This is a genomic window from Mucilaginibacter lappiensis, assembly GCF_050433765.1.
Taxonomy (GTDB): Bacteria; Bacteroidota; Bacteroidia; order Sphingobacteriales; family Sphingobacteriaceae; genus Mucilaginibacter; species Mucilaginibacter lappiensis_A.
The window spans coordinates 292,194-310,527 of sequence record NZ_JBNPWP010000001.1 but is presented as its reverse complement, the minus strand read 5'-3'; the positions used below and the strand labels follow the sequence as shown (position 1 = coordinate 310,527).

The 18,334-nt window shown below is 39.9% G+C and carries 19 protein-coding genes and 1 other RNA gene; 12 read left to right on the top strand and 8 right to left on the bottom strand.

Annotation, left to right across the window (positions count from 1 at the left end; all coding sequences use genetic code 11):
• The first annotated feature begins 77 nt into the window (after window positions 1-77).
• The 4 genes from M2273_RS01460 to M2273_RS01445 all read left to right on the top strand — a co-directional run bounded on the left by M2273_RS01460 (window position 78) and on the right by M2273_RS01445 (window position 5,773).
• The gene (locus M2273_RS01460) at window positions 78-788 is read left to right on the top strand and encodes a 3'-5' exonuclease (protein WP_429392065.1); all 711 of its coding nucleotides are present in this window, start codon (window positions 78-80) and stop codon (window positions 786-788) included.
• Complete coding sequence (locus tag M2273_RS01455; RefSeq protein ID WP_429392063.1) at window positions 788-2,500, top strand: ABC transporter ATP-binding protein; 1,713 nt, start codon at window positions 788-790, stop codon at window positions 2,498-2,500. The genes M2273_RS01460 and M2273_RS01455 overlap by 1 nt, the downstream gene beginning before the upstream one ends.
• 86 nt (window positions 2,501-2,586) lie before the next feature.
• Window positions 2,587-4,722 carry a ribonuclease R gene (gene rnr, locus M2273_RS01450; protein WP_429392060.1) on the top strand — a complete coding sequence of 712 codons (2,136 nt, stop codon included), beginning with the start codon at window positions 2,587-2,589 and terminating at the stop codon, window positions 4,720-4,722.
• 76 nt (window positions 4,723-4,798) lie between these two features.
• Entirely contained in the window at window positions 4,799-5,773 is a 975-nt protein-coding gene (locus M2273_RS01445) for a polyprenyl synthetase family protein (protein WP_429392058.1), read from the top strand.
• 182 nt (window positions 5,774-5,955) lie between these two features.
• Here M2273_RS01445 and rpmA read toward each other — a convergent pair whose 3' ends face one another.
• From rpmA to M2273_RS01425, 4 genes are all read right to left on the bottom strand, one after another.
• Window positions 5,956-6,396 (bottom strand): 50S ribosomal protein L27, encoded by a 441-nt coding sequence (rpmA, locus tag M2273_RS01440; RefSeq protein ID WP_429392055.1) that lies wholly within the window; start codon window positions 6,394-6,396, stop codon window positions 5,956-5,958.
• 48 nt (window positions 6,397-6,444) lie between these two features.
• The gene (gene rplU / locus M2273_RS01435; protein WP_090467954.1) at window positions 6,445-6,753 is read right to left on the bottom strand and encodes a 50S ribosomal protein L21; all 309 of its coding nucleotides are present in this window, start codon (window positions 6,751-6,753) and stop codon (window positions 6,445-6,447) included.
• A gap of 75 nt (window positions 6,754-6,828) precedes the next feature.
• Window positions 6,829-7,251 (bottom strand): hypothetical protein, encoded by a 423-nt coding sequence (locus M2273_RS01430; protein ID WP_429392053.1) that lies wholly within the window; start codon window positions 7,249-7,251, stop codon window positions 6,829-6,831.
• Window positions 7,252-7,497: 246 nt separating this feature from the next.
• Complete coding sequence (locus M2273_RS01425; protein WP_429392051.1) at window positions 7,498-8,871, bottom strand: dicarboxylate/amino acid:cation symporter; 1,374 nt, start codon at window positions 8,869-8,871, stop codon at window positions 7,498-7,500.
• Between the two features lie 57 nt (window positions 8,872-8,928).
• On the opposite strand from M2273_RS01425, the gene M2273_RS01420 reads away from it, so the two are divergent.
• From M2273_RS01420 to M2273_RS01405, 4 genes are read left to right on the top strand one after another with little or no spacing between them, the layout of a single operon-like run.
• Window positions 8,929-9,456, top strand: coding sequence for a hypothetical protein (locus M2273_RS01420; RefSeq protein ID WP_429392049.1), 528 nt, complete (start codon window positions 8,929-8,931; stop codon window positions 9,454-9,456).
• Between the two features lie 45 nt (window positions 9,457-9,501).
• Complete coding sequence (locus M2273_RS01415; RefSeq protein WP_429392048.1) at window positions 9,502-9,999, top strand: RNA polymerase sigma factor; 498 nt, start codon at window positions 9,502-9,504, stop codon at window positions 9,997-9,999.
• The gene (locus M2273_RS01410; RefSeq protein WP_429392046.1) at window positions 9,986-10,576 is read left to right on the top strand and encodes a hypothetical protein; all 591 of its coding nucleotides are present in this window, start codon (window positions 9,986-9,988) and stop codon (window positions 10,574-10,576) included. The genes M2273_RS01415 and M2273_RS01410 overlap by 14 nt, the downstream gene beginning before the upstream one ends.
• Before the next feature lie 26 nt (window positions 10,577-10,602).
• Entirely contained in the window at window positions 10,603-11,133 is a 531-nt protein-coding gene (locus M2273_RS01405) for a GNAT family N-acetyltransferase (protein WP_429392043.1), read from the top strand.
• A 1-nt stretch (window position 11,134) separates the two neighbouring features.
• On the opposite strand, the gene M2273_RS01400 is transcribed toward M2273_RS01405, so the two are convergent.
• The 4 genes from M2273_RS01400 to dinB form a co-directional block, all read right to left on the bottom strand.
• The gene (locus M2273_RS01400) at window positions 11,135-11,836 is read right to left on the bottom strand and encodes a LytR/AlgR family response regulator transcription factor (RefSeq protein ID WP_429392040.1); all 702 of its coding nucleotides are present in this window, start codon (window positions 11,834-11,836) and stop codon (window positions 11,135-11,137) included.
• A gap of 4 nt (window positions 11,837-11,840) precedes the next feature.
• Window positions 11,841-12,875, bottom strand: coding sequence for a sensor histidine kinase (locus tag M2273_RS01395; RefSeq protein ID WP_429392038.1), 1,035 nt, complete (start codon window positions 12,873-12,875; stop codon window positions 11,841-11,843).
• Window positions 12,876-12,879: 4 nt separating this feature from the next.
• Window positions 12,880-14,094 carry an acyltransferase family protein gene (locus M2273_RS01390; protein WP_429392036.1) on the bottom strand — a complete coding sequence of 405 codons (1,215 nt, stop codon included), beginning with the start codon at window positions 14,092-14,094 and terminating at the stop codon, window positions 12,880-12,882.
• Window positions 14,095-14,396: 302 nt separating this feature from the next.
• Window positions 14,397-15,581: a DNA polymerase IV gene (gene dinB, locus M2273_RS01385; protein WP_429392033.1), complete on the bottom strand. Its 1,185-nt coding sequence runs from the start codon at window positions 15,579-15,581 to the stop codon at window positions 14,397-14,399.
• A 72-nt stretch (window positions 15,582-15,653) separates the two neighbouring features.
• Here dinB and M2273_RS01380 point away from each other — a divergent pair, with 72 nt between their 5' ends.
• From M2273_RS01380 to M2273_RS01365, 4 genes are all read left to right on the top strand, one after another.
• A complete protein-coding gene (locus tag M2273_RS01380) occupies window positions 15,654-16,280 on the top strand; it encodes a 2'-5' RNA ligase family protein (protein ID WP_429392031.1) in 627 nt (208 codons plus the stop codon).
• A gap of 9 nt (window positions 16,281-16,289) precedes the next feature.
• Window positions 16,290-16,874, top strand: a complete 585-nt coding sequence (locus M2273_RS01375; protein ID WP_429392028.1) for a hypothetical protein — start codon at window positions 16,290-16,292, stop codon at window positions 16,872-16,874.
• 101 nt (window positions 16,875-16,975) lie between these two features.
• Window positions 16,976-17,074, top strand: an RNA gene (ffs, locus tag M2273_RS01370) — signal recognition particle sRNA small type.
• A gap of 89 nt (window positions 17,075-17,163) precedes the next feature.
• Complete coding sequence (locus tag M2273_RS01365; protein ID WP_429392026.1) at window positions 17,164-18,123, top strand: YpdA family putative bacillithiol disulfide reductase; 960 nt, start codon at window positions 17,164-17,166, stop codon at window positions 18,121-18,123.
• Window positions 18,124-18,334 lie beyond the last annotated feature (211 nt).

Sequence of the window (18,334 nt, the reverse complement as noted above, 5' to 3'; positions counted from 1 at the left end):
ATATTGTTCATATTACAGCTATCTCATCCCTCAAAACTAAAAACTATAATTATATTGCCTCTTAAATTTGAATCTACATGCTTGAACAGTATGATCTGCATAATTTATTGGTGATTGACATTGAAACTGTACCACAATACAGCAGTCATGATCAAGTGCCTGAGCATCTGCAAAAATTATGGGAACTTAAATCAAAGAACCAGCGCAAGGATGATACAGCTGAAAATTTTTACACAAGCGCGGGCATCTGGGCCGAATTTGGCAAGATAGTTTGTATATCAGCTGGGATATTTACCGGCGGGAAAGATACCGGCCTGAGAATAAAATCATTTGCCGGGCATGATGAAAAGGAATTGCTAACCAAATTTTCGGCTTTGCTATTTAGTCAGCCAGCAAACCTGGTTTTATGCGCGCACAACGGTAAGGAGTTTGATTTTCCGTATATCTGTCGCCGGTTATTGATCAATGGTTTACCATTTCCGCCTCAATTACAAATTGCAGGCAAAAAGCCCTGGGAAGTAGTTCATTTAGACACCTTGGAATTATGGAAATTTGGTGATTATAAAAGTTATACTTCCCTAAACCTGCTTACCGCTATTTTTGATATACCAACCCCAAAAGATGATATTGACGGCAGTATGGTTGGCCATGTTTACTGGAACGAGAACCAGTTAGACAGGATATGCACCTATTGTCAAAAAGACGTAGTAGCTACAGCACAATTACTAAGGCGGTATCGTGGCGAAGATTTAATAAAAGATGAATTTATTACCATAATTGGTCAATAATGCTGCAAGTAAAGGATCTGTCTATTAGTTTTAAAACAAGGAACGGCTTATTTAAAGCAGTAAAAAACATATCATTCAATTTAAAAAAGGGCGAAACCATTGGTATAGTTGGCGAATCGGGCTCTGGTAAATCAGTAACTTCACTGGCACTCATGCGCTTACTGAATGCTGATCAAACGGTGATTGATGGCCGGGTGTTATTAAATGACACCAGCCTGTTTAACCTGCCTGAGCAGGATATGCGCCACATTCGGGGCAACCAAATGGCCATGATCTTCCAGGAGCCCATGACCTCGCTCAACCCTGTACTGACTTGCGGTTTTCAACTTACAGAGGCTATTCAACTGCACCTGGGTGTAAGTAAAGCTGAAGCTAAAAAGAAAACTTTAGAACTTTTTAATGAAGTTCAACTCCCCCGCCCCGAAGCTATATTTGACAGCTACCCGCATCAAATATCCGGCGGGCAAAAACAAAGGGTAATGATCGCCATGGCACTTTCCTGTAACCCGGAGATCCTGATAGCCGATGAACCTACCACTGCGCTGGATGTTACGGTTCAAAAAGCGATTATTGAGCTTTTAGTCAACCTCAAAAACACCAGCTGCAGAAGTTTGATATTTATATCGCATGATTTGGGGGTGATCAAAGAAATTGCCGACCGTGTTTTGGTTATGTACAAAGGCGAAATTGTGGAAGAAGCCACAGTAGCTGATCTGTTTACCAATCCGCAGCATCCTTATACCAAAGGATTACTGGCCTGCAGACCTTCGCCAAATCAACATTTAAAAAAACTCCCGGTTATTGCTGATTTTTTTGATGTTGATGGCACGGTAAATACACAATCAACTACTATTGAAAGCATCAGGGCTTTATATAACTACCCCCAGGCTGAAATAGCCGAAAGAAAAAAGGAGTTATATCAACAAATACCATTATTAAAGATAGATCAGCTATCAACCTGGTTTCCGGTCAATCCCGGTTTGCTTGGCCCGTCAGGGCAGGTGGTTAAGGCCGTAAATAATGTTAGTTTTGAGGTATATCCCGGCGAAACACTTGGCCTGGTTGGGGAATCGGGTTGCGGGAAAACCACTTTGGGCCGCACCATTTTACGTTTAATAGAGCCCACGGCTGGCAACGTAAGCTTTGAAGGTACCGACTTGGGCAAGCTTAAAAAAAACGACCTCAGGGAGATACGACGCGATATACAGATCATTTTTCAGGATCCGTACTCCTCTTTAAATCCACGTTTAACTGTGGGGCAATCACTAATGGAACCTTTGCAGGTACACCAGTTTTACAGCAACAATACCAAACGTAAGCAAAGGGTATTGGAGCTATTGCAAAGGGTAAATCTTTTGCCTGAGCATTTTAACCGTTATCCACATGAGTTTTCGGGCGGGCAAAGGCAGCGGATAGTTATTGCCAGAGCATTGGCACTTCAACCTAAATTCATCATCTGCGATGAATCAGTATCCGCACTTGATGTATCGGTACAGGCCCAGGTGCTTAACCTCATCCGCGAATTGCAGCAGGAGTTTAAGCTTACCTATATCTTCATTTCCCATGACCTTGCAGTGATCAAACACATATCCGACCGTATGATGGTGATGAACAAGGGCGAAATAGTGGAAACAGGTTATCCTGATGATATTTACTATCGCCCTAAAGAGGATTATACAAAAAGGTTAATAGCTTCTATACCGCAAGGATAAAACGGGACATATGTGATCTGCCTTATGCACTTTTCACCCCAATCTCCTAACGTTGAAATTCCGTATCTTTGGGCAAATACTTTTGTATGTCTAAAAAGAAAAATAATTCTTCCATAGTTCAGGTACTTACCCAAATGGTACTTGACATATTTGAACAAAACGGCAATACGCCACTAAATTATAAACAAGTTTCTGCTAAATTAAACGTTCGCGACCCAGAATCGCGCGAAATCATATTTGATATATTAAAGGACGAGGCTAAAAAATCTGTCCTTAAAGAACTTTCACCCGGAAAATTCCAGTTACTTGAATTAAAAACATTTATTGAAGGTAAGGTTGACCTGACAAATGATGGCTCTGCCTTTATTGTAACTGATGACGAGTTTGAAAGCGATATTTTTATAGCTCCACGTAAATTACGTAACGCCCTTAATGGCGACAGGGTTAAGGTATACGTATATGCCAAAAGCAAAGGCAAACGCAAGGAGGGTGAAGTAATTGAAATATTACAGCGTGCCAAAATGGAGTTTACCGGTATTGTAAAACTATCGGAGCGCTTCGCCTTCTTCATCCCCGACGACCGCAAAATGATGCACGATATTTTTATCCCTATCAGCGAGTTGAATGGGGCTAAAAACGGGATAAAAGCAGTTGCAGAAATTACCGACTGGCCCACCGAAGCTAAGAACCCAATTGGTCGTATTAAGCACATATTAGGTGCGCAGGGCGAGAACGACACGGAAATGAACGCCATTCTTGCTGAATATGGCTTCCCTCTTTCGTTTCCGGCCGAGGTTGAACATGATGCCGAAGAAATTTCAGACATCATTACCAATGAAGAAATAGCCAAAAGACGCGATTTCAGGAATATTACAACTTTCACTATTGACCCTTTTGATGCCAAGGACTTTGACGATGCGCTATCATTCAAACAATTAGAAAACGGTAATTATGAAGTAGGTGTGCACATTGCCGATGTATCGCACTACATCATTCCTGATTCTGCGTTGGATAAAGAAGCGCTGGAACGCGCCACATCTGTTTATTTAGTGGATAGGGTGATCCCTATGCTGCCAGAGCGACTGTCAAATGGTCTTTGTTCATTACGTCCCAAAGAAGATAAGCTTTGTTTTTCGGCAGTATTTGAACTTGATGAGAACGCCTTTATAATTAACGAGTGGTATGGTAAAACCATTATCTATTCAGACAGGCGCTTTACCTACGAGGAAGTTCAGGAAGTGATTGAAAGCAAGGAAGGCGATTTTGTAAATGAAATATTAAAACTAAATGAACTGGCCTACAAACTGCGCGAACGTAAATTTAAAAATGGCGCCATCAGCTTTGAAGCTACAGAGGTTAAATTTAAGCTGGATGAACAGGGTAAACCGGTTGGGGTTTACGTTAAAGAACGCAAAGACGCGCACAAACTGATTGAAGATTTTATGCTTTTGGCCAACCGTAAGGTATCCGAATATGTGAGTAAACTGGGTAAAGGCAAGCATAAATTTACATTTGTATATCGTACACATGATTCGCCTAAACCAGATGCATTAGCCAATTTTGCCCAGTTTGCCGCAAGGTTTGGTTATAAGATCAACACCAAATCTGACAAGGAAACTGCCAAATCCTTAAACTACCTGATGGAAGATGTGGAAGGCAAAAAGGAACAAAATGTACTTACCCAGTTGGCTATCCGCTCAATGGCTAAGGCTATTTATACCACCAAAACCACCAGCCATTACGGTCTGGCATTTGACCATTACACGCATTTTACTTCACCCATCCGCCGTTATCCTGATGTAATGGTGCACAGGCTCCTGTTTCATTATTTAAATGGAGGTCAATCTGCCAATGCCGAGCATTACGAAAAACTGTGTTCGCACAGTTCGCAAATGGAGAAGAAAGCAGCTGATGCCGAGCGTTCATCGGTAAAATACAAACAGGCCGAATATTTGAAAGATCAGGTTGGCAATATATTTACCGGCATCATATCTGGTGTTACCGAATGGGGCATGTATGTAGAAATCATTGAAAATAAATGCGAAGGCATGATCCGTTTGCGTGATATATCTGATGATTTTTATACTTTGGACGAGAAAAATTATGCTATCATTGGCCAGCGTAAAAAGAAGATCTATCAACTGGGCGATGAAGTGAGTATCAGGGTAAAAAATGTTGACCTGACTAAAAAGCAAATTGATTTTTCGTTAGTACAGGAGTAATACGTTAGTTGATTGGTTGCCATAAGTTAGCTTAACCGCTCGCTTGATCAACCCAATCAACTATTTAACTAATAAAATGAAGAAACTTACAGATCTGCAGGTATTAATAAATGAAGCTGTTGATAAACTTACCTTTCCTGAATCCCCTGCGGAGTTATATGAACCCATAAGTTATATATTGGCCCTGGGCGGTAAACGCCTGCGCCCTGCCCTGCTGCTCATGGCTTGTGATCTTTTTGGCGGCGATGTTGAAAGTGCGGTCGAACCTGCTTTGGCAATAGAGGTATTTCACAACTTTACGCTGATGCATGATGATATTATGGATAAGGCACCATTGCGCCGCGGTCAGGTAACTGTACATGAAAAATGGAACGCCAATGTAGCCATCCTTTCCGGCGATGCCATGATGGTAGAATCGAACAAGTTGATGATGAAGGTTCGGGACGCCATTTTACGCCCGGTAATGGATGTATTTAACGAAACAGCCACGGGGGTATGCGAAGGTCAGCAGATTGACATGAGCTTTGAAGAGCGCAATAATGTAGGCATTAATGAATACCTGAATATGATACGCCTTAAAACAGCGGTATTATTGGGTGGTACCTTAAAAATAGGCGCCATTATTGGCGGTGCTGCATTAAACGACGCGGATCTACTATACAGCTTTGGCGTAAACCTGGGCATAGCCTTTCAGTTACAGGACGATATACTTGATGTTTACGGCGATCCTGATAAATTTGGCAAGCAGGTCGGCGGGGATATTATATCCAATAAAAAAACTTACCTGCTCATCAAAGCGCTTGAACTGGCTAAAGGCCAGCAAGCTAACGAGTTAAACAACTGGCTAACCGCACGACAATTTGATGCGCAGAATAAAGTGACTGCGGTAACTGACATATACAACCAACTACAAATAAGGCAACATGCAGAAAAAGCCATGCAAACCTATGCAGAGCGGGCATTTAACGCATTGGACGATATAAACCTGCCCGAAGAACGCAGACAGTACCTGAGACAGTTTGCTGATAGTTTACTGGTAAGGGAGTATTAGAATTAAAACCAGTAAAGTCGTAAAGTCATGCCGAATTTATTTCGGCATCCCTCATACAAGGCTGTACAATATGAATAGTTAATTGTCTTATGGGATGCTGAAACCTGTTCAGCATGACCAATTGGCACAAAAAAAACCCGGATCAAATTGATCCGGGTTTTTTAATATCTATCGACCTAAACTTACTCAGCTGGTGTAGCTTCTTCAGTATCAGCTGCTGCTTCTTTCTTTGCTTTTGGAGCTGCTGTCTTTTTAGCTTTTGGAGCTGCTTCTTCAGCAACTTCTGCTACCGGAGCTGGTGCTTCAACAACTTTCTTTTCTGCCTTTGCTTTAGGTGCAGGTGCTGCAACTTCAACAACTGGTTCAGCTTCAAACGGAACTACAGAAACGTATGAACGGTTATCAGCTTTCTTTCTGAAAACTACATGCCCATCAGTTAATGCAAATAATGTATGATCCCTGCCTATGCCTACGTTAACGCCTGGGTTGTGTTTAGTACCACGCTGACGAACGATGATGTTACCTGCAATAGCTGGCTGACCACCGAAAATTTTGATACCTAAACGTTTGCTATGCGACTCGCGGCCGTTTCTGGAACTACCGGCCCCTTTTTTGTGTGCCATTGTTAATATCTTTTATGAGCCGATCAATCGGCTCGGTTTAAACTTTAATTATAATGTAATACCGGTGATCTCGATCTTGGTAAATTGTTGACGGTGACCGTTTTTCTTTTTGTAACCTTTTCTTCTTTTCTTTTTGAAAATGATCACCTTATCACCTTTTAAATGAGACACGATCTTAGCTGATACTTTAGCACCTTTCAAATCAGAACCTAATTTGAATTTACCTTCGTTTTCTGCTAACAATACACTGTCAAATTCAATACTAGCGCCTTCATCACCCTGTAACCTGTGTACAAAGATCTGCTGGTCTTTTGCAACCTTAAATTGCTGTCCGGCTATACTTACTATTGCGTACATGTTTGTTAATTATTGTTTTAAAATTCGAGGTGCAAATATAGGGATTGATTATTTAATAAACAATACACCATACTTTTATTTTTTCTGTCTTTCTTCGGCAGTTAATAAACTTTGCTTTATTTCTTTGATCAGGGTTATGTTAGCGTCTACTAATTTAGGGTCGCCAGCAAAATCACTGTCAAACACAACTCTTTTACTTTTTTTCTTGTATCTAAATTCAATTACATAGCGTATCGACTTATTTTTTGCCTTTACACTATCAGCAACTTCATTCGATGGGAAATCCCAGAAACCGAGGTCGGCAGCTTTGCGGTGCAGATAAAGCAAATCATCATTAGTAAGTCGCAGGTGCATCTTTATCAAAGAATCTCTTCTATCAATGTATTGATAGTTCCCGGTTTTTGAATCGTATTTATTAACCAGGCTATCAACCGGGCCATATTGAATAGACATGGAATCAAAATCCGAAAACCGGTATGGCGCATTTTTAATCATCATGCCATAATAATAAAAGCAGTACAATAAAAATGGGACAATGATGGTTAACGCAAAAAATATTTTTTTAGAACGATCAGACATGTTTTAATTATTGAATTAGTTATTGTGTTTTATTTTCTTTTAAGCGTCATTGCGAGGAACGAAGCAATCTCTATGCTATACAGAGCATATATGCATGATTGACCTGCTTATCGGGGATTGCTTCGTTCCTCGCAATGACGCTTTTATTTAATTTCATGTTGCTAATTATTTCAGCTCCCCCTCCCATTTACTTACAACCGCGGTAGCCATGGCATTACCTAAAACGTTTGTTGCTGAACGGCCCATATCCAGTAAAGGATCAATACCTATCAACAGGAACAAACCGGCTTCGGGGATATTGAACATAGATAAAGTAGCCGCGATTACCACCAGCGAAGCCCGCGGAACACCCGCCACACCTTTACTGGTAAGCATTAATACCAGCAGCATTGACAATTGATGCCCGAAGGATAAATGAATATCATATGATTGTGCCAAAAACAGGGAGGCAAAGGTCATGTACATCATAGAGCCATCCAAATTAAACGAATAACCCAACGGCAATACAAAACTTACAATTTTATTACTGCAGCCAAAACGCTCCAATTCAATAAGTACCCTTGGATAAGCAGCCTCACTTGTTGATGTGCTGAACGCGATCAGCATGGCATCTTTTATATTACTTACCAATTTAAATACAGGCTTGCGCAATACCACAAATCCGGCAAAAATAATGACTCCCCAAAGCAGTATCAGTCCAAAATAAAACTCGCTTATAAAAATGCCATAAGTGGATAATACTCCAAGACCCTGTTTGGCAACTACGGCTGTAATAGCCCCAAAAACGGCTAAAGGCGCTACCTTCATCACATAGCCTGTTATTTTTAATATAACGTGGGCAATGGCGTCCATAGCTTTAATAACTATCTTCCCCTGCTCACCTATAGCCGCGGTAGCTACACCAAAAAACAAGGAGAACACCACGATCTGCAATATTTCGTTATTGGCCATGGCCTCAATAAAGCTTCTTGGAAAAACATGCGCTATAAAATCGGTTAATGATAATGCCGATTTTTTAATCCCCGTACTTAAATAACTGTTAGGCAATGGTAAGTGCATAACTTTTCCGGGTTCAAACAGGTTTACTAAAAGCATTCCCAACAACAAGGAAACCATTGTAGCACTCAGGAACCATAACATGGTTTTACCACCAATACGGCCAACAGCCTTAATATCCCCCACCTTGGCCACCCCCACCACTAATGTGGTAAAAACAAGTGGGGCCACAATCATTTTAATGAGTCTTAAAAATATATCACTTAAAATGGTAAAACCTTCCAGTTTATCCTCACGTATAGAATTATTATCTTTACTGATCTTTAATTGTTGTACTTTCTGGGCTTTAAGCGCCATGTAATCTGCAGTAGTACTATCATTTAATAAAACCAATTTTACATTTATGGCTTTTATATTAGCATCGGCAGTACTGATATTTACATTGATGCCATTAATTACGCGAACATTGTAAATGTATCCTGTTATTACACCAAATACGAGTGCGATAAAGATATAGAGAGTTAGTTTGCTTTTTTTTTTCATCAACTTTGTTTGCAGGGCGCTAAACTACAATTATTTTGCTAAAATATTTAAACACACATGAGCATAACTACTTACGGATTACAGCATATAAAAAAAGAAATTCAGCATTTGCCCCATGAACAGTTAACTGAATTATTGCTCCGTTTGGTACGTTATAAAAAAGAGAATAAAGAACTGCTGGCTTATTTATTATTTGAAGCTTATGATGAAGCTGCTTTTATTGAAAAGGTTAAAGCCGAGGCCGGTTTTATGTTTAGCCAGTTGCCGGCCCTAAGTTATCATGCTGCAAAAGGGATGCGAAAAATATTGAGGTTGCTAAGCAAATACACCAAATTTGCAGGATCAAAACAGGCCGAAATTGAATTACTCCTTAATTTTTGCGATAATTACCTGGAATATGCCGACAGGCGCACATCGTATAAACCCATCAGGCTAATACTAACCCGACAGGTAGAAAAAGTGCGTAATTTGATAATTAAGCTGCATGAGGACCTGCAATTTGATTATGCGGAGAGCTATAACACCTTAATAGCTGATGCGGAACAAAAACTCGGATGGTTTAAAAAGAATGATTATCTGTTGTAACATATAGGTATAAATGTAATCTAAATTTAAAAGTCTATTAACACAGTGGCCAACAGAGAAGCAGCATTCAAGCAAATATATGAAGCTAATTCTAAAAAGATATTCCATTTATGCTATGGTTATACCGGCGATGATGATGCCGCCAATGACCTGTTGCAGGAAACCTTTTTAAAAGTTTGGCAAAATTTAGAAAAATTCCGAAACCAGGCTATGATATCAACCTGGATATACCGCATTGCCGTAAATACTTGTTTAACCTACTTACGATCAGAAAAACGACAGGCTAAAGACGAGCTTACTCCGCAAATAGCCGAAACAAAAAGGGAAGAACTATCGGATAAAAACGAGAAGGTGGCTTTGCTGTATAAGTGTATATCAAAATTGGAAGAATCAGAAAGAATTATAATAACAATGGTGCTTGATGAAGTGCCATACCCCGAAATAGCTGAAATTTCGGGCATATCAGAAGGGAACCTGAGGGTGAAGATTTATCGTATAAAACAAAAACTAACAGAATTATATAACCAGTATGAAAGACTTTGATCATTTGATGTCGGTTTGGCAGGGACAGCCAAAACCAGATCAGCTTTCAGTGGATGAGGTGCTGAAGCAGGTAAAGAAGGGGATTCGCAGCATAACTACAAGGTTGTACTGGACTATTATAGCCATGGCAGCAATAGCTGTATTTGCTTTTGTTGTTACATTTTTCCTGGCCTTTAACTCGTGGGTCACTACAGTGGGTATTTTAATTGTGTTGGTCACCATGCTCATGTACCTGTCGCTCATTGTAAGGCACTACCATATACTAAGCAAGCGCGATGCCACTCTTAATCCCTCCGAATACCTTGACGGCTTAAAGGCCTACCAAAAGACAAGAACAAAAATTATCGGCTGGTTCTATTACATTTATATATTGTTGATCAGTACGGGGCTTGCACTATACTTTGCAGAAGTACTGTCAACCTCTTCTCTACCGTTTAAACTCCTTACTTATGGTTCAATAATTATATGGTTTTTGTTCACCACGTTTTATTTAAAGCCACGTATGTTTAAAAATGAGGAAGAAAAGCTTAACCTGATGATAGACCGCCTGGTGCGCCTCAAGGAACAATTTGACTAAGTATTTTCATATCCCTAATTAACCCAATGACGGATAATATTATCACCCTACAAAAGGCTACAATAGCTGATGCGGATACCTTGCTTACATTCAGCAGAAAAACCTTTTTTGATTTTTTTGCGCATTTAAATGCTCCGGAAAACATGGAGGCCTACGCCTCAACCGCGTTTACTCAACAAAAAATACAAGACGAGCTTAACAATCCTGATTCATATTTTTATTTTGCTATGCTTGATGACCAGATTACCGGTTATATCAAAATAAATTTAAATGCCGCCCAAACCGAACTCCAGGAAAGCCAATCCCTTGAAGTAGAACGTATTTATGTAGTGGCCGAACATCATGGCAAAAAAATTGGTTATCAGCTATTAAACTTCGCTATACAAACAGCACAGGATAAGGGCCTTCAATATGTTTGGCTTGGTGTATGGGAACATAACCATAAAGCCATTGGTTTTTACGAGAAAAACGGTTTTAAGGTATTTAGCAGCCATCCGTTCATGTTAGGTAACGATAAGCAAACTGACCTGCTAATGAAAAAGGAACTGACTAAATAAATCAACGTCTGTTTTGGTTGATGAGTGAATGCATTACCTGTTCCCTCAATTGCCTGCTTATAGGTACCTGATGTTGGCCGATATTTAGCATGTTTCCCTCAATAGAAGTAATTTTACTATGCGCAATAATATAAGATTTATGCGTTTGTAAAAATTTACGCTGAGGCAGTTTGTCAGCCAGTGCTTTTAAAGTGCTATGCGTAATTATTCTTCTATTTAAAGTATGGATCTCTACATAGTTCTCCATACCTTTTATATACAATACTTCATCAAACACCACTTTTTCAAGCTTTCCTTCGCTTTTTACAAACAGGTAATCGGCATCATTACTATTGTTCCTGAGCTCAAAATAATCTTTAGCCTTAAAAGCCGCTTTCATAAAACGCTCAAAAGAAATAGGCTTTAGTAAATAATCAAGTACATCAAGGTCAAAACCATCGGTTGCATATTCTTTAAAAGCTGTAGTAAAAATCACTTTAGGCGGATTTGGTAACGATTTTATAAAATCGACACCAGTTAAATGCGGCATTTGAATATCCAGAAAAAGCAAGTCGACCGGTTGTTGTGCTAACACCGCACCAAGCTCCATAGCATCTTCGCATTGTGCTTTCAAATCAAAAAAGCCGGTTTTAAGTACATATCCCTCCAGGCCTTTCCGGGCAAAAGGTTCATCATCGGTAATAATGCAACTGATCGGGTTCATCCTTTTAAAAATTTAATTCCAGTTCTGCTATATAACGATCTCCCTGCCGGCCGGCTACCAACCTGTGCTTTTCAGGATAAAGCAAGTGCAGGCGCCGTTTCAAATTCTCATGCCCAATACCGCTATAATTATCCGGAGATATCATTTGGGCAGGAACATCGTTGGAGACGGAAAAAACAAAAACATCATTGCTCACCTTAGCAGTAATATCAATTCCATATTTTCCTCCTGCATATTTAAACGCATTTTCAACCAGGGGCAGTAAAAGTAACGGGTAAATCTGCTGATCAGCCAACAGTTCATCAAAATATACATTCAAGTTCATTTTTTTACTCGCTCTGATCTTTTGAAGCTGGATGTAATTTTGGAGATACTCCAGTTCCTGCCTTATAGAGACTTGCTGTTGCTGGTCATAAAGCTGATACCTTAACAAGCTGGATAGCAATTCTGTACTTTTTTTGGCCCCTTGCACATCCTCATCCATTTGAAAGTAAATGGTATTTAGCGCGTTAAACAAAAAGTGCGGATGATATTGTGCTTTTAAAAATTTAAGTTCGGTTTCCAGTTGGTCGTTGGTCAGTTTTTCAACAAGCAGCTGATGCTGAACATACGCTTTTAAAAACTTGCCACTACGAATAACCCCATAATAAATAAGAACATATAACAGCGGTACTACATTAATACTAACCAGATCGCTCCATGATAAACCATCATCTGTAACTGACGCCATTGGGGTAAATATTAAATTGACTACCAGCGTATTCATACCTGCGAGCAGTAATATTTCACGCCATAGTAATGATGAAGTTAATTTATGCTCAGATTGGCGCTGGTCATTATGATCACAAACGCGGTTGATCATATATATATTTAAGTACCCTACCACTATGCTTAATCCAGCCTCCAGAGAATTAAGCAGCAGTGGCCTGTTCCAGAAATGGAAACCACTTTCGGTATCCTGCAACAACCTGATTGTAGCATAAACGAGCAATCCATATGCTGCCGGAAAAATAGATCTTAAAAATCGTTGCCTTGTCATCACTTTAAATTGCAACTTCTGTTAATGGTTCTTTTACGGTAAGCACTTTATTGGCTACTGCAACTTTTTTCTTAACGCCGTTTGAGGGCTTCATACCAAACAGGAAACGGATCACTGGGTATGGCTTCACAAAAAAATGGAAAATACCCATGGTAATAAATAAAGTAACAACTATAGTAAAAATGTATTTCATGATAACAGTATCGCCAGCCGAGCGGGTAATGTAATAAGCTAAAATAACAATTACTGTTTGATGCAGGATATAAAAAGGATACACAGCCTGATTTAAATAATTCAAGATGCGATGCGAACGGTTAAGATATTGTTTGCCATATCCAATAAAGCCCAGCACCCAACCCCATGCAATAACGGGGCGTAAAGCGGCGGAAAACAGCGGCCATATAGCATCAGGCACAAACGGAAGTTTTGCATCGTTAAACCATACATAATAGTACAACATCAGGCTCACAAAACCAATACTTATGGCAAAACGACGATTACGCTGCAAACTATCCATTAGCGACGGAATTAGGATACATATAAAACCAGCCAGCACAAAAAGCAGCCAGTAAACAAAATAGCAGCGGTCATGCACCAGGTCGCCGGTTTCGGGGAGTCGTTTGCTTAGCAGCGCATACCATATGATAGATGGAATAGCTAAAAGATATACAAGCTTGCCTTTACTTAAGCGATGCAGGGCCTGTTTAACATTGTTGCTTTTATCAGATATCATCCACATAAAAAATGGAGCGAACACCAGGTCGTATATAAACAGGTAGGCGATAAACCAAAGGTGGTGCCAGCTAAAACTTCCACCCAGCGGATAGGGTTTAAACTCAAATACGGTTTTGTAAAATTCCCAGTAATTGCCTGTAAAGCCTTGTGTTAAGCGTTCCATGTAGATTTGCGGAGGCACTATAATGAACATCCCTACCAGCAAAGGGATAAGTAAACGGGTGCAACGTAACCCAATAAAACTCAAGGCGCTGCGGTGCTGCATCATGTAATAACTTACTGTACCACTGATAAAAAACAACAGCGGCATCCTGAACAAGTGTAAAAAAGCAATGAAATAAGTAAACAGATCGCTGGTTTCCTTATTGCGGATATGCCAGGTTTCGCCAGCGGCATAAGGCATGGCCGAATGAAGAATTAATACACCTGCTATGGAGAAGATCCTTAACCAGTCCAGGTAGCTTTGACGTTGTGTGGTTTCCATGTTGTTTCTTTTTTTGATCAAAAGAAGCAACCGTAAGCGGCCGGGTAAAATTATTTTGACCAATGGTTATGAACCGGTGACCAATGGTATTAAACAAAGCGCGGTTCTGGAACAAAAAACCTTGTCATTTCGAACGTAGAGAGAAATCTTATACAACTTTTCATACGAACTTTGCATGGTGTAGAAGATTTCTCTTTCGCACTACCCTCATTCCTCCCGCTGGCTCTTTCGAAATGATATTTTCTATTCGCTCAGGGTCTCCTGAAAGGGATCCTGAGCCAGAAGGTTCAAATAACCAGCACTCAGTCTTTAAGAAAAGGGTTAAAATTCCGGGTACCTATTTCCATACCCGCGGCGCGGCAAACGGTTTTATCGCCAAACTTAAAATTGATCTTGTCCATGGCCTGGTAAAGCCTGATGCGCTCCTCATTATCCTCAAATAAATTGATCTGGTAACTGCCTGTGCATAAATTGCTAAGCCTTACCCCTATCAGCCGGATGGGCCGGTGCTGGTTCCATGCCATTTTAAGCAGGTTTTTTACTCCCGGTATTAATATATGCTCGGCCGCGGTAAGCGGTATTTTTTGTTGCTGGGTATGGGTTTCAAAATTAGCATAGCGTATTTTTATAGCCATACATGATGATAGCTTATTTTCCCGGCGCAACTTGCCCGATAGTTCTTCGGTCATGGATACCAGGATAGTTTCCAATGTACGCTGGTCGTTTATATTATTGTTAAAAGTATGCTCGGTTGATATGGATTTACGGTCGGAGTATGGCACTATCTCACTGTCATCAATACCATGAGCCTTTTCCCAAAGATACCTGCCTGCCTTACCAAAAACCGCTTCCAGGAAACGGATGTTTGTTTTTTGAAGGTCGCCAATTTTTTCAATACCGTACTGGTACAATTTTTGGCAGGTGCTTTCGCCAAGCCCGGGTATTTTTCCGATGTTCAGCGGTGCTAAAAACTGAATTTCCTCACCATGTTTAATAAATAATTCGCCGTTGGGTTTAGCCTGGTTGGTTGCCATTTTTGCTACTGTTTTCCCCGAAGCCATACCAAAGGATATGGGAAGCCCGGTTTCCCTGATAATTTTCTGACGCAGATTTGATGCTATCTGGTAACAATCATAAAAACGCTCCATACCGGTTAAATCAATATAAAACTCATCAACAGAAGTTTTTTGATAAAGCGGTACCGAGTCATGGATGATCTGTGTTACCTCGCGCGATGCCTCTGAATAGCGGCCATGCGTGCCATGGAGCACAATAGCATGTGGACAAAGCTTTAAAGCCTGACGGGTAGGCATAGCCGAGTGCACGCCATATTTACGCGCCTCATAACTACACGAGGCCACCACTCCCCTTTCGGCAGAGCCACCAATGATCACCGCTTTGCCTATCAGTTCGGGATTAAACTTACGCTCAACCGATACAAAGAAGGAATCAAGATCAATATGTACTATATGCCGCTTAGCATCCATGCACAAATATGAAAATTATTCTTGTAATTTACTAAAAATATTAGCATTTTTGTTTTATTAAAAACAGCTGCCATGTATATGTATGAGGATTATTTAATGCTGCTTTCGCCGCCTGAATATGTGAAACATGAAATTACCCGTTATAAAAAAGCTTCTGCTAAATTAATTGGCAATTACAAAAGCATGGATTCGCCGGCGCATATCTCTGTACATCATTTAGAACGTCAGAAACCATTTATGGCGGATACTAATCATTTAAAACTCGAAAAAAGCATAAATGAAATGCCACCGGTTTTATTACATGTTGACGGGTTTAAATATTTCACCCATCTGCACAGCAAGATGACCATTTATGCGCATATCAGGATCACACCCTCGGTAGATGAATGGTTTACCTTGTTAAAGAAAAAACTAAGCATTAAAAAAACAATCATACCGCATATTACCGTAGTGAGGGATATTCCGGAGAATGATTTTAACCTGTTGTGGCCCAATTTCAGACATAAAAAACTGGTAGAGCCATTCTGGGTAAATGAGCTTAAGATACTGAAGCGCGAAACATTTACACCCTCGCCCCAATGGATGGCATTTAAAACTTTTGAGTTTAAAAGTAATAAAGGATTATTAAATGCAGAAGCTATTATCAGCAAACAAGCCATTGCTGACATAACACTACAAAATCAAATCAATCTTTTTTAACCAAACATCATGGATTACAAAGATTACCTCACCATTATTCCGGCTCCTGAGCATGTGGATAAAAAAATAAACGCGTTCAAGCGCTCATGTGGTAAACACATAGGGAAATTTCCTGGCATGTATGCCAAAGCGCATATTTCTGTTGACTTTATCAGGGATGAAGTTGACAAGTTTACGCAAAAACCCATCGCGTTAAGGGCATTTTACGAATTGATGGATTTCAAGATCAGAACCATACCCTCTCATGAATTAAAGATCACCGGTTTTGATTTTTTTGTACATGGACCAAATTTCAGGACTATTTATGCGGCTTTAGAGTTAGATGAAGAAACAAAATATTGGTTCGATAGTATTAAACAGGCATTAAGGATAAATAAAAGGCTCAACCCCCATATTACCATTACCAGGAAAATACCTACTGCGTTTTTTAATACCTTATGGCCCTATTTTCAAAAAATTGAATATAAAGATTCATTTAAAGTTGATTTCCTGACCATATTAGAAAAGGAAAGCGGCAAACTGTTTGACCATTACAAGGAATATAAAAGGCTCCATTTGAGTAAAAGATCAACTGCTTCCCCCGCTATACTTTAATAAAAGTAAGCGATCAAAAAGATAATGGTCTAAACGATAGATAATTATCTTTTTTTAACAATTTATTAACCAAAAGCAAACCTTTTTCTATATTTGCGCCGGGGTAAGTCTTTTACGGCCAGCTCCTCTTGAACTCCCCCAGGGCGGGAACGCAGCAAGGGTAGAGAGTTGAGCGGCGCGATAAAAGTAGCTTACCCTTTTTTTATTTTCTTATTTTTGCCGGCATGGCAAAAAGGCTTAAAACCTTCTGCGGGTTTCAAATTTCTTTAAAAGTCTTAATAATATATAAATGCTCGATATACTCATTATAGGCGGCGGCCCAATTGGTTTAACTTGCGGTTTGGCTGCTCAAAAAGCAGGTTTAAGTTTTGTTATTGTTGAAAAAGGCTGCCTGGTTAACTCTCTATACAATTATCCGTCAACCATGACCTTTTTCTCCACTTCTGAGAAACTGGAGATTGGCGGGGTGCCTTTTGTCACTGTACATAATAAACCAACCCGTGCCGATGCATTGGAGTATTACCGCCGGGTTGCCCTTTCAAACCACCTGCCTATTCATTTATTTGAGGAGGTTACCAACGTAACAAAAGAGAATGGCAGTTACACCGTAACCACCAGCAAAAAAAGCTATCAGGCTAAAAGAGTAATACTTTCTACCGGTTTTTATGATATCGCAGTTAATTTAGATATCCCCGGCGAGGACTTGCCAAAAGTAAAACACTATTACAAGGATCCGCATTATTATACCCTGCAAAAAGTGGTAGTGGTTGGTTCCAGTAATTCGGCCATTGATGTTGCCCTCGAAACCTATCGTAAAGGCGCCGAAGTTACTTTAGTGGTACGTGGCAGCGAGATCAGCAACCGTGTAAAGTATTGGGTACGCCCCGATATCATCAACCGGATAAAAGAAGGCTGTATTAAGGCTTATTTTAACTCCAACCTTCAGGCTATCCGCGAGCATGAAGTAGATATTAAAACTCCCGAAGGAATAATCACCATCCCCAACGATTATGTAATGGCTATGACGGGCTATAAACCTAATTTCAATTTCCTGAAAAAATTGGGCATCATACTATCTGAAGATAAGTTCATTCCGCAATACAATCACGAAACCATGGAAACCAACCTGCCCGGTTTATACCTGGCCGGTGTAGTTTGTGGTGGTATGGATACCCATTTATGGTTTATTGAAAACTCCCGTATCCACGCCGATATGATTATTAATGATATTGTGGCAAAGGATGAATGATCTTAAATTATAAATTAATTTGTAATGTTAATTTATAATTACACCAACCCCAACTTGCAACAGATATTATTTTTAATAAATATCACTTAAGATATTTTAATTTCCATTATTTATGAAAGCATAAGCAATGGTGTAACATCCTGTTTGAATCCCACTCAAGTTGCTCAAAAAGCAAAAATTCCCCACTATGTGTAGAAAATAATGCCGCTCA

Coding starts and splice junctions, on each gene's coding strand:
- M2273_RS01425 (WP_429392051.1), bottom strand. CDS start 8,871: ATGAAAAAAAAAAGCAAACTAACTCTCTATATCTTTATCGCACTCGTA.
- M2273_RS01455 (WP_429392063.1), top strand. CDS start 788: ATGCTGCAAGTAAAGGATCTGTCTATTAGTTTTAAAACAAGGAACGGC.
- M2273_RS01380 (WP_429392031.1), top strand. CDS start 15,654: ATGTATATGTATGAGGATTATTTAATGCTGCTTTCGCCGCCTGAATAT.
- M2273_RS01375 (WP_429392028.1), top strand. CDS start 16,290: ATGGATTACAAAGATTACCTCACCATTATTCCGGCTCCTGAGCATGTG.
- M2273_RS01405 (WP_429392043.1), top strand. CDS start 10,603: ATGACGGATAATATTATCACCCTACAAAAGGCTACAATAGCTGATGCG.
- M2273_RS01460 (WP_429392065.1), top strand. CDS start 78: ATGCTTGAACAGTATGATCTGCATAATTTATTGGTGATTGACATTGAA.
- M2273_RS01445 (WP_429392058.1), top strand. CDS start 4,799: ATGAAGAAACTTACAGATCTGCAGGTATTAATAAATGAAGCTGTTGAT.
- M2273_RS01390 (WP_429392036.1), bottom strand. CDS start 14,094: ATGGAAACCACACAACGTCAAAGCTACCTGGACTGGTTAAGGATCTTC.
- M2273_RS01400 (WP_429392040.1), bottom strand. CDS start 11,836: ATGAACCCGATCAGTTGCATTATTACCGATGATGAACCTTTTGCCCGG.
- M2273_RS01420 (WP_429392049.1), top strand. CDS start 8,929: ATGAGCATAACTACTTACGGATTACAGCATATAAAAAAAGAAATTCAG.
- M2273_RS01410 (WP_429392046.1), top strand. CDS start 9,986: ATGAAAGACTTTGATCATTTGATGTCGGTTTGGCAGGGACAGCCAAAA.
- dinB (WP_429392033.1), bottom strand. CDS start 15,581: ATGGATGCTAAGCGGCATATAGTACATATTGATCTTGATTCCTTCTTT.
- rplU (WP_090467954.1), bottom strand. CDS start 6,753: ATGTACGCAATAGTAAGTATAGCCGGACAGCAATTTAAGGTTGCAAAA.
- rpmA (WP_429392055.1), bottom strand. CDS start 6,396: ATGGCACACAAAAAAGGGGCCGGTAGTTCCAGAAACGGCCGCGAGTCG.
- M2273_RS01395 (WP_429392038.1), bottom strand. CDS start 12,875: ATGACAAGGCAACGATTTTTAAGATCTATTTTTCCGGCAGCATATGGA.
- M2273_RS01430 (WP_429392053.1), bottom strand. CDS start 7,251: ATGATGATTAAAAATGCGCCATACCGGTTTTCGGATTTTGATTCCATG.
- M2273_RS01365 (WP_429392026.1), top strand. CDS start 17,164: ATGCTCGATATACTCATTATAGGCGGCGGCCCAATTGGTTTAACTTGC.
- rnr (WP_429392060.1), top strand. CDS start 2,587: ATGTCTAAAAAGAAAAATAATTCTTCCATAGTTCAGGTACTTACCCAA.